This window comes from Halosimplex halobium, assembly GCF_051414055.1.
Taxonomy (GTDB): domain Archaea; phylum Halobacteriota; class Halobacteria; order Halobacteriales; family Haloarculaceae; genus Halosimplex; species Halosimplex halobium.
The window spans coordinates 75,264-86,434 of the sequence record NZ_JBLKNX010000004.1 but is presented as its reverse complement, the minus strand read 5'-3'; the positions used below and the strand labels follow the sequence as shown (position 1 = coordinate 86,434).

Sequence of the window (11,171 nt, the reverse complement as noted above, 5' to 3'; positions counted from 1 at the left end):
GGAATCAACGCGGGTCTGACTCGTCGGCCTCCAGAAGCGCACGCTCGCGCAGGTGGCCGGCGGCGAGCGCCCACTTCTGGAGGCAGGCGACCAGGTACCAGCCGGCCGCCTCGGGGGGTCCGTCGGCGGCGTCGGCCGCCCGGTCCCGGAACGCGAGGGGGTTCACCGGGAGGAACTGCCGGGGGTCCAGCGGGTGGCGCACGTCGAACCGGTCGCCGTGGCGGGCCCGGAGTTCGGCGCGACCGCGACCGATGCGCGCGCTCTGGGCGAGGACCGCGCCGAGCGACGACCGGGCCGGGTGGTACACCGTCACCTCGGGGGCGTAGTCGAGGTCGAACCCCGCCGCGGCCACGCGCCGGCCGAACTCCAGGTCGCCGTTCGACCGCAACCGGCCGTCGAAGCGGCCGACGGCGTCGAACACGCGCCGGCGAGTCACCAGACAGCAGGTCGGCGCGAACCGCTTCTCGCGGAGGTAGGTCTCCACGTCGAACCCCGTCGCGCGCCGGTAGCGGGCGACGAGCCCGCCGTCGCCGACCACTTCGACGCGACAGCCCACGTAGTCGCGGTCGCCCGACTCCATCACCTGCGTGACCGACGCCACGTAGTCGGCGTCGACCCACATGTCCGCGTCGAGGAAGGCGACGATATCGCCCTCGGCGGCCTCGATACCGGCGTTGCGCGCGGCGTAGGAACTCTGGACCGCGTCCGCGACGACGTGGCGGACCCGCTCGCCGTCGGCGAACTCGCGGGCGACCGCGGCCGTTCCGTCGGTCGACCCGTTGTCGGCGACGACCACCTCGTAGGCTTCGGCCGTCTGCTCGACGAGCGACGACAGGGTCCGCTCCAGGCCGTCGGGGTCGTTGTACACCGGGACGACGACGCTCGTCGGGGGACTCACGTCCACGTCGCCCCCGCGACCACCCGACACGTCCGCGATGGACCCGGCTGCATCGTCCCGACATCGCGGACGGGGACCCATCAACGCCCCGGTTCGGCCGCTCGCTTCGGCCGACCTAAACAACAACGTTCTCTCGATTATCCGGGCAAAATTGAATGGATTTATACGCCCGACCGAGAAGCACCGTTGTACGAACGGCCTCTCGACACCCACGATGACAGATCCCGACACACCGACCGCGACCCGAGGCGAGAAGCTCGACGCCCTGCGGAGCGTCCTGCGGTACGACCCGCGGCTCACGGGGCTGATCGTCGGCGTCGGCATGATCGCGGCCGTGCTTGAGGGGGTCGGCCTGAGTTTCATCCTCCCGATCATCGAGCTGGTCCAGTCGGGCGGCGGGTCGCTGGAGGGCGGCGCCGCCGGCCTGTTCGCGACGGCCTACCGGCTGCTGAACGTCCCGCTGACGCTCGCGACGGCCGTCGTCGGCGTCGCGGTCGTGATGACCGTCCGCTTCGCGGCGAGCTTCCTCGTGGCGTGGCTCCGCGAGCGGCTCCGGATGGCCTACATCGAGCACCTCCAGACCGAGGCGTTCGCGAACGCCTTCCGCGCGGAGATCACGTACCTCGACGAGGCTGGCTCGGACGACGTGCTCAACGCGATCATCACCCAGACCTACCACGCCGGCCAGGTCATCCGGCGGCTCGTCCTGTTCATCGAGCAGTCGTTCCTGGGGATCGTCTACGGGCTGATCGCCCTGTTCATCTCGCCGCGGCTCACGCTGCTGACCGCCGCCGTCCTCGGGGGCGTGACGCTTTTGTTGCGCGGCGTCGTCGACCCCGAGGACGACCTGGGCGACCGCGTCGCCGACGCCAACGAGCGCCGCCAGGCGGCCGCCCAGGCCGGCACCCAGGGGATGCGCGAGAGCCGGATCTTCGGGCTCACCGACGAGCTGTACGGCGACTTCGTCGACGCCGTCCAGCAGTACACCAGCGCCCGCGTCAAGCTGCGGCGCAACCAGGCCGCGATCAACAACGCCTACCAGCTGACCGTGGCCGTGTCGGTGTTCGTGCTCATCTACGTCTCGCTGACCTACGTCGAGCTGACGCTGAGCTCGCTCGGCCTCTTCCTGTTCGCGATGTTCCGGCTCGGCCCCAAGGCCAGCCGGGCCAACGAGCTGTACTACCGGATCGGCCAGGACCTCCCTCATCTCGTGCGGACCCGGCAGTTCACGCGTGAACTGGCCGAGAACGCCGAGCCCGAGGGCGCCAGCCGCGAGGCGCCCGACCGCGTCGAGTCGGTCACCTTCGACGATGTCTCGTTCGCCTACGACGAGGAGACGACCGTCCTCGACGGGGTCGACCTCTCGGTCGAGCGGGGGGAGTTCGTCGCCTTCGTCGGCCAGTCGGGCGCCGGCAAGTCGACGGTCGTCTCGCTGCTCGCGCGCATGCACGAGCCGACCGAGGGGAAGATCCGCGCCAACGGCGTCCCGATCGACGAGATGCCCGTCGACGAGTGGCGCGACCGCGTCGCCGTCGTCGGCCAGGACCCGTACGTCTTCGACGACACGCTCCGGTACAACCTGACGATCGCCGACCGCGACGCCTCCCGCGAGGAGATCGAGCGGGCCTGTGCGATCGCCCGCGTCGACGAGTTCCTCGACGACCTCCCGGACGGGCTGGACACCTACGTCGGCGACGACGGCGTCCGGCTCTCCGGGGGGCAGAAACAGCGCGTCGCCATCGCCCGCGCGCTGCTCGACGACGCGGACGTGCTCTGTCTCGACGAAGCGACCAGCGACCTGGACGCCAACCTCGAACGCGAGGTCCAGCGCGGCATCGAGGCGATGGACCGGGAGTACATCACCGTCACCGTCGCCCACCGGCTGTCGACCGTCGAGAACGCCGACCGCATCTACACGCTAGAGGACGGCCGGGTCTCCGAGGTCGGCGGCCACGACGAACTCCTCGAACGGGAGGGCGAGTACGCCGACCTCTACGCGATGCAGCGTCGGTGAGCGCGACGCGATGGGGCGTCGGTCGGCGACTGCAAGCGCGTCGCGGCCGCCGCGGTCGTCGGGCGACTCGGAGCGGTCAGGAGTCGAGGATGCGCTCGGCGATAGGACTCTCCAGCACGGTGACGAGCCGGTAGAGTTCCTCCGCGGCGTCGGTCTCGCCCGCCTGGTGGCGGCGGTAGGTCTCCTCGACGCGTGGCCAGTCCACGCAGGGCAGCGCGCGGCCCCGCGCCTCGTTGCGCTCCAGCGCGCGCTCGAGGAAGTCACTCTCGCGGATCACCTCGTTTTTGTCCTGCAGCGGCCCCTCTGTCCGGAAGGAATCGGGGCCGCGGACCTTGTCGATCTGGTTCGTGATCCGGTCGCCGACGAGGTGGGCGGCCCGGTGGGCGCCGACCGGGACGCCGGAGGAGGCGTGGCGGACCCCCGCCAGCGACGGGTCCATCCGCTTGAGCGCGCGCTGGAGCGGGTCCGCCCGCAGCCGGTATTTCAGGGGCATCGACAGGTGCAGGTCGATGAGCCGGCGGTCCAGCAGCGGCGTGCGCGTCGGGGCGATCTGCGCCGACGCGAACATGTCGAAGCCGATCCCGTTCGTGACCGGGAAGAGGTACGTCCCGAGCGAGAGCGCCCCGACCGACTCGCAGGGGACGCCGTGGTCCTCGACGTACCCCCCTCGCTCGGCGAGGTTGGCGGTCAGGATCTCCTCGTAGGGGGCGGCGTCGACGAACGCGGGGTCGCGCGCCATCCCGCGGGCGGCCAGCCAGGCGGCGTGGTCGCCGGGCGTCTCCGGCACGTCCGCGACGGGCGGCCACAGCGTGACGCCGAACGGCAGCGACAGCTCCAGCTGGGGCACGCTCCAGGAGCCGAACAGCACGTCGGAGTACAGCCCCGAGAACAGCGCGTCGTGGCCGGCGAGCGTGTCGGCGTACCCGAGCATGTGCCCCGACTGGAAGGGGCCGAGGAACTCCTGGATCGGCGCGGCCCGCTCCAGCAGCGTCTCGTGGTAGTCGACGCCGCGGTCGAGGCGTTCGAACCGTGCGCCCGCGGCGTCGGCGGCCTCCTTCGCGTAGCGGGCCTCGCGGTTCCAGCCGTCGCCCATGTGGTAGCAGTCCGGCGGGTCGTCGGCGGCCGCCAGCACCGTCCGGGAGTCGCTCCCGCCGCTCAGCAGGAGGCCGTAGTCGCCGTCCTCGCGGGGCATCCGGTCGGCGACCGCCGCCTCGAAGCGCTCGGCGAGTTCGCGGGTGAAATACGACAGCGGCTCGTCGACCGGGTCGTACCGCGGCCGCCAGTACTGGCGGTCGTCCAGGCGGTCGCCCCCGGCGTCGTACGACAGCAGCGTCGCGGGGGCGATCTGCTCGATCCCGTCGACGGGCGTCTTCGTGCCCTGGGTCCGCCGGGCGTAGAGGTACTCCGCGAGGTACTCCCCGGCGAAGGACGGCTCGTGGCCCGGCACCGACGGCACCGTCTGGATACTCGTCGAGAAGGCGAGCGTCCCGTCGCCGCGCGCGTAGTACAGCGGCCGCGCGCCGACGCGGTCGACGAAGAACGTCGCCAGCTCCGCGTCGGGGTCGGAGACCAGGCCGACGAACTCCCCGTCGAGGCGGTCGACGAACTCCGTCCCGTGGTCGGCGTACTGCGCGGCGCAGACCCGCGCGGACTCGGTGGGGTCGACCCGCCGGCGCTCGCCGCTCTCGTCCGTGACGGCGACCACCTCGCCCCACGTCCAGACGAGTTCGCCGTCGGCGGTCTCGACCGGCTGGTCGGCCGCCGCGCCCGCGTGGAACGCCGACCGGACGGCGATCCCCCCGTCCCGGTAGGTGCTCACCCGCTCGTCGTCGACCGTCGGCGCCACCGTCTCGACGGCGGCGTCCGCGTGCGCGCCGACGACGCCGGACAGTCCGACCATCTACGGCCGCCCCGCGCGACCCGCGCTCGACTCCCCGTTCGCCCGCAGCGTCCGATGCCCGTCTCTCATACCCGGCCAGTCCATTTAGGCACGCCTAAATCTTACGCAACGGATCGGTCGCGAGGGCGCCGAACGTCCGCGTTCCGGTCCCGGAGCCGGCAGTCAGCGCCGCGGGACACCGTCGTCGTCGCCCGCCTGCGGCCGAACATAACAAGGTTTTAGGTCGGCCAAAATCCATCACCACCCATGCACGAAGACCGGAGCGACGAGGGCGAGGGTGGCGACCGGAGCCCGGCGACCGGGCGGGTGTCGACGCCGGGACGGCGGCGGTTCCTGAAGGCGGCCGGTTCGACGGCGGGCCTGCTCGCGCTCGCGGGGTGTAGCGGGAACGGCGGTGGCGGGACCGCAACCCCCGCGCCGGGGACGACCAGCGAGGGCGCGACGCCGACCGGGACGGTGCCGGAACCGCGCACCTACTCCGAGGACGAACTGTTCAAAATCGAGGAGTGGCGCGGTTCGGGGCCGCTGATCGAGGACCGCCCCGACGAGTACACTGGCATCTCGATGTACGACATCCCCAACCCCGGGGGCGAACTGACGGTCTATCTCGGGGGCGGCGAGGGCGGTCTCTACGAGAACCTCCTCTGGCAGATCGAGAGCAGCTACCGGGACTTCACCATCGACGTCCGCAAGGCGCCGTCCTCGCAGCTCGCCAACACCATCATCGAGGAGGCGCGGGCGGGGTCGAGCCCGGCGGACATCTTCTGGGCCATCGACGCGGGGTCGATCGGGATCGTCGCGGAGAACGACGCGACGGTGGAGCTGCCCGACCGCGTCGTCCGGAGCATCCCGGACACGTTCCACCCCACCGACCAGTGGGTCGGGACCATGGGCCGCGCGCGGAGCATCCCCTACAACACCGACGAGTTCTCCGCCGAGGACATCCCGAACGAGGTGGCCGCGTTCCCCGACGACGACCGGTTCCAGGGCGCGATGGGGTGGGCGCCGACCTACGGCGCCTTCCAGTCGTTCATCACCGCGATGCGCCTGCTCGATGGCGAGGAGGCCACGCGACAGTGGCTCAACGGCATGCAACAGCAGGGCATCAGCACGTACGACAACGAGCTGGTCGTCGCCAACCGGGTCGCGAGCGGCGAGCTCACCGCCGGCTTCTCGAACCACTACTACTCGCGGCTGGTCCGGGAGGAGCGGCCGGACGCGCCGCTGGAGCTGGCGTTCACGAAGGGCGACGCCGGCGCGCTCATCAACTGCTCGGGCGCCCAGATCATCCGCGGGTCGTCGAACCAGGAGGCGGCCGCGAACCTCATCCACCACCTGCTCAGCATCGAGGCCCAGGAGTTCCTGGGGACGCGCGGCTACGAGTACCCGCTGTTGCCGAGCGTCCCGCCGGTCGGCGACATCCCCCGCATCGAGGACCTGAACCCGCCGGACCTCAACCTGGCAAAGCTGTCCGACCTCGAGCCGACCCTGCAACTGCTCCGCGACACCGGCGTGCTGTAAGATGTCCGTCGTCGACCGGCTGGCCGAGCCGTTCGACCGCGAGGAGACGGAGCGCCGGCCCGTCGGGCTGGCGCTGCTGAGCGGCGCCGTCGCCGCGGCGGTGCTCTCGCCGCTGGCGTGGATCGTCCTCCGGGTCCTCCAGGTCGACACCGACTACGCGCTGTCGATCCTCGCGCGGCCGACGACGGTCGAGATCACGCTGACGAGCCTCGCGCTCGTCGCCGCCGTCACCGCGGCGTCGGTCCTGCTTGGCGTCCCGCTCGCGTTCCTGACCGTCCGGACGGACCTGCCCTTCCGCCGGTTCTGGACGGTCGCCGTCGCGCTGCCGCTGGTCGTCCCGAGCTACCTCGGGGCGCTGACGTTCATCATGGCCTTCGGCCCGGGCGGGGAGCTCGTCAAGCTGCTCGCGCCGCTGGGCGTCGAGTCGCTCCCCTCGATCTACGGGTTCGGCGGGACGACGCTCGTGCTCACGCTGTACACGTACCCGTACGTGTTCATCACGACGCGGGCGTCGCTGCTCTCCTTCGACCAGCAGCTCGTCGAGGCGGCCCGGACGCTGGGGACCTCCCGGTGGGCGGCGTTCAAACGGGTGACGATCCCCCAGCTCCTGCCGGGGATCGCGTCCGGCGCGCTGCTGGTCGCGCTGTACGCGCTCTCCGATTTCGGGACGCCGGCGCTGTTGCGCCTGGACGTGTTCACCCGGGTCATCATGGTCGAGTACAACGCCTTCGGCCGGTCGACCGCCGCGATGCTGTCGCTGCAGCTGCTGGCGATCACGGCAGTCATCCTCGCCGTCGAGTCGCGGGTCGGCGACTCGACGCAGGGCGCCTACGTCGGGACGAGCCCCGACCCGGAGAGCGACACGACGGTCTCGCTCGGCCGGTGGAAGCTCCCGGCGCTTCTGTTCTGTTTTGTCGTCGCCTGCCTGTGTCTCGTCGTCCCGGTCGCCGTGTTGCTGGTGTGGCTGCTCCGGAGCCCGGAGGCGGCCACCCGGCTCGGGACCGAGTTCCAGTGGGGCTTCGCCGTCAACTCGACGAAGGTGTCGCTGCTGACGGCGCTGGTCTGCGCCGCCGCCGCGGTCCCCGTCGCGTACCACGCGGCGCGCCATCGCTCCCGGCTGGCCGAGCTGTTCGACCGGGCGACCTACGTCGGCTACGCGATGCCGGGGATCGTGCTCGGGCTGGCGCTCGTGTTCTTCGGCGTCTGGTACCAGTCGACGGCCGGGGGGATCTCGGAGTCGCTGTTCGGCGCCGACTACGCCCCCCAGCTCTACCAGGCGCTGCCGCTGCTGATATTCGCCTACGTCGTCCGCTTCCTCCCGCAGTCGGTCGGCGCGACCCGGTCGTCGGTCCAGCGCGTCGACCGCAGTCTCACGGAGGCCGCCCGCACCCTCGGGCGCAGCCGGTCGGCCGCCTTCCGCCGGATCACGCTCCCGCTGATCGCGCCGGGCGTGATCGGCGGCGCCGCGCTCGTCTTCCTCACGACGATGAAGGAACTGCCCGCGACGCTGCTGCTCCACCCGACGGGCTTCGAGACACTCGTCACGTATATCTGGAGCCTCCGCGAAAGTGGCAACTACGGGGAGATCGCCGTCCCTGCCCTCGCGCTGATCGTCGTCTCGGGGCTCTCGATGGTCGTCATCCTCTCACAGGAGGACTGAACTCATGTCACGCGATATCCACCAGGAACGGTCCGCCGCGCCCGCAGCATCGACCGACGCCGTCGACGGTCCCGTCGGCGAGCCCGTGCTCGAACTCGACGGCGTCGTCCGGTCGTACGCCACCGAGACCGCGGTCGAGGACCTGTCGCTGACCGTCGGCGACGGCGAGGTGCTCACGCTGCTCGGGCCGTCGGGCTGCGGGAAGACGACGACCCTGCGGCTGGTCGGCGGCCTCGAACACCCCGACGCCGGGTCGATCGAGCTGCGCGACGCGGCGATCGCCGACGCCGACGACGGCACGTTCGTCCCGCCGGAGCGGCGCGGCATCGGCCTCGTCTTCCAGGACTTCGCCCTCTTTCCCCACATGACCGCCGCGGAGAACGTCGCCTTCGGCCTCGACGACTGGGACGAGGCCGACCGCCGCGAGCGCGTCGCCGAGCTGCTCTCGCTGGTCGACCTCGCGGAGCACGGCGACGACTACCCCGGCGAGCTCTCGGGCGGCCAGAAACAGCGCGTCGCGCTCGCGCGCTCGCTCGCGCCCGAACCGGACGTGTTGCTGCTCGACGAGCCGCTCAGCAACCTCGACGTGAGCCTCCGCGTCTCGATGCGCGAGGAGATCCGCCGGATCATCGACGAGACGGGCGTCACCGCCATCTGGGTCACCCACGACCAGGAGGAGGCGCTGTCGGTCGCCGACCGCGTCGGCATCATGAACGACGGCCGCCTCCAGCAGGTCGGCCGCCCCGAGCGGATCTTCGAGCGGCCCGCCTCGCGGTTCGTCGCCTCCTTCCTCGGCCGCACGGGCTTCCTCGCGGCCGAGCGCCAGGGCGACGGCCTCGCGACCGACCTGGGCCGGATCGACGCCGACCGGGTCGCCGACCTCGACGCCACGCACGGCCAGGTAGTCGACGTGCTCGTCCGCCCGGACGACCTGCGGGCGACGCCGACCAACGAGGCCGACGCTCACGGGACGATCACGAGCCGGCAGTACCAGGGCCCCTCGTTCGTCTACCGCGTCGAGACGGCGGGCGGCGACACGGTCCACTGCCTCCAGAACCACACCGAGGTCTTCGAGATCGGTCAGCCGGTCCGCGTCGACGTCGTCGCCGACCACCCGCTGCAGTGGTTCCCGCGGGAGTGAGCGAGTCGGCGGAACCCGTTTCTCCGGGAATCAGTGGCCGCGAGCGAGCGCTCGCTTCGCCGTCGCTTCCGTCCCCACTCAGGCCCGGACCCGTTTGCTTCGCGGCTCGTCGCCGCCCTCCGCGTCGTCGTCGGCGTCGTCACCTCCGTCGCTTCTGTCGCCGTCGTCACGTCTGTCGCCAGCGTCGTCGCCGTCACTCTCGTCGTCCCCCGCGTCGTTCCCGCCGATCACGCGCCGCGTCAGCGGCATCTCGAGGACGCTGACCAGCCGGTAGAGTTCCTCGGCGGCGTCCGTCTCGCCCGCGCGGTGGCGCCGGTAGGTCTCGCGGGCGGCCGCGGCGTCGACCCCCGGGAGCCGGCGGAGCAGGGCCGCGTTGCGCTCCAGGGCCCGGCCGATGAAGTCGTCGGTCCGGACGACCTCGTCCCTGTCCTGCCAGGGGCCCTCCGTCCGGTAGCCGGCCCCGCCGAGCTTGTCGAGCTGGTTGACCACGCGGTTGCCGACCGCGTGGGCCGCCTTCGGGTAGGTCAGCGGCAGCCGCGTCCCCGCGTGGGGGATCGCGGCCAGCGACCCGTCGAGGCGGTCGATCGCCCGGTGGAGCGGGTCCGCGCGCAGCCGATACCGAAGGGGCATCGACAGGTGCAGGTCGACCAGCCGGCGGTCGAGGAACGGGTTGCGCGTCGGCGCGATCTGCAGGGCGCTGTACAGATCGAAGCCGATCCCGTTCGTGATGGGGTACAGCGTGGAACTGAGGCTGAGCTGTTCGACCGACTCGTAGCCGACGCCGTGGTAGTCGACCCGGCCGTCCCGGGCCTCGACGTTGTCGGCGAGCAACTCGCCCAGCGGCGTCGCGTCGAGGAAGGCCGGCCGGCGCGTCGGCCCCGCCGTCACCTGGCCGTCGACGAACGCGTCGGTCGTCGAGGGGAGCCGCTCGACGGGGAGCCAGAACCGGACGCCCGCCGGCAGGTCCAGCGTCGCCTGCGAGACGCTCCAGGAGCCGAAGAGGTCGTCGCTGTACAGCCCCGTCAGCAGCGTGTCGGCCTCGCTCCGGATCTCGTCGGCGAACCCGAGCGCGTGGCCCGTGTGGAACGGGCCGACGAACTCCTGGATCGGCGCCGCCCGCTCCAGCAGTTCGGCGTGGTAGCCGGGCCCGCGGTCCAGCCGGTGGAACTCCGCACCCGCGGCGTCGGCCACCCGCTCTGCGACGCGGGCCTCGCGAGTCTCGCCGTCGGCCAGGTGAAACGCCGCCAGCGACTCGTCGGCGGCGGCCAGCACCGCCCGGGAGTCGCTCCCGCCGCTCAACAGCAGGCCGTGGTCGCCCCCGTCGGCCGTCCGGTCGGCGACCGCCCGCTCGAAGCGCTCGGCGAGTTCCCGGGCGAAGTACGACAGCGGCTCGTCGACCGGCCGGTGGCGCGGCTCCCAGTAGGTCCAGCGCTCGGCCTCGCCGGTGTCGGTGTCGTAAGTCAGGACCGTCGCCGGCGGTAGCTGCTGGACGCCCTCGATCGGCGTCTCCGTGCCGAGCGTCCGCCGGCTGTAGAGGTACTCGGCGAGGTACTCCTCGTCGAACTGGGGCTCGAAGCCCGGGACGACCGGGACCGTCTGGACGTTCGTGGAGACGGCGAGGCCCTCGCCCGCGTCCGCGTAGTACAGCGGCCGCGCGCCCAGGCGGTCGAGGAACAGCGAGACCGTCCCGGCTCCGGGGTCGTACACCCAGCCGGCGAACTCCCCGTCGAGCCGCTCGACGAAGTCCAGGCCGTGTTCTGTGTACTCGCGCGCGCACACGCGAGCGGACTCGTTGGGGTCGACCGTCGTCCGGTCGCCGCCGTCGGTGACGCTGTACACCTCGCCCCAGACCCACACGAGCGCGCCGTCGTCGGTCTCGGCGGGCTGGTCGGTCGCCGTCCCCGCGTGGAACGCCGACCGGACCTGGGCGTCGGAGTCGCGGTAGCGGTCGGTGACCTCGTCGTCGACCGCGGCGGGGACCGTCTCCACGTCGCAGCTGCCGGCGCCCGCCCCGAACACCCCGGAGAGGCCGACCAT

The 11,171-nt window shown here is 71.8% G+C and carries 7 protein-coding genes; 4 read left to right on the top strand and 3 right to left on the bottom strand.

Translation table 11 applies throughout. From position 1 onward, the window contains the following. Window positions 1-4 precede the first annotated feature (4 nt). The gene (locus tag ACMGFG_RS05180; protein ID WP_436929290.1) at window positions 5-904 is read right to left on the bottom strand and encodes a glycosyltransferase family 2 protein; all 900 of its coding nucleotides are present in this window, start codon (window positions 902-904) and stop codon (window positions 5-7) included. 208 nt (window positions 905-1,112) lie between these two features. Here ACMGFG_RS05180 and ACMGFG_RS05175 point away from each other — a divergent pair, with 208 nt between their 5' ends. After that, on the top strand, window positions 1,113-2,912 hold the full coding sequence (locus ACMGFG_RS05175) for an ABC transporter ATP-binding protein (RefSeq protein ID WP_436929289.1): 1,800 nt from the start codon (window positions 1,113-1,115) through the stop codon (window positions 2,910-2,912). Between the two features lie 76 nt (window positions 2,913-2,988). On the opposite strand, the gene ACMGFG_RS05170 is transcribed toward ACMGFG_RS05175, so the two are convergent. Then, window positions 2,989-4,812: an asparagine synthase-related protein gene (locus tag ACMGFG_RS05170; RefSeq protein WP_436929288.1), complete on the bottom strand. Its 1,824-nt coding sequence runs from the start codon at window positions 4,810-4,812 to the stop codon at window positions 2,989-2,991. A 246-nt stretch (window positions 4,813-5,058) separates the two neighbouring features. Here ACMGFG_RS05170 and ACMGFG_RS05165 point away from each other — a divergent pair, with 246 nt between their 5' ends. The 3 genes from ACMGFG_RS05165 to ACMGFG_RS05155 are packed head-to-tail and all read left to right on the top strand — an operon-like array spanning window position 5,059 to window position 9,134. After that, entirely contained in the window at window positions 5,059-6,333 is a 1,275-nt protein-coding gene (locus ACMGFG_RS05165; RefSeq protein ID WP_436929287.1) for an extracellular solute-binding protein, read from the top strand. 1 nt (window position 6,334) lies between these two features. Beyond that, complete coding sequence (locus ACMGFG_RS05160) at window positions 6,335-7,993, top strand: ABC transporter permease (RefSeq protein WP_436929286.1); 1,659 nt, start codon at window positions 6,335-6,337, stop codon at window positions 7,991-7,993. Window positions 7,994-7,997: 4 nt separating this feature from the next. Next, window positions 7,998-9,134 (top strand): ABC transporter ATP-binding protein, encoded by a 1,137-nt coding sequence (locus ACMGFG_RS05155; RefSeq protein ID WP_436929285.1) that lies wholly within the window; start codon window positions 7,998-8,000, stop codon window positions 9,132-9,134. 78 nt (window positions 9,135-9,212) lie between these two features. Here the strand turns inward: ACMGFG_RS05155 and ACMGFG_RS05150 are convergent, their stop codons facing one another. Next, complete coding sequence (locus tag ACMGFG_RS05150; RefSeq protein ID WP_436929284.1) at window positions 9,213-11,171, bottom strand: asparagine synthase-related protein; 1,959 nt, start codon at window positions 11,169-11,171, stop codon at window positions 9,213-9,215.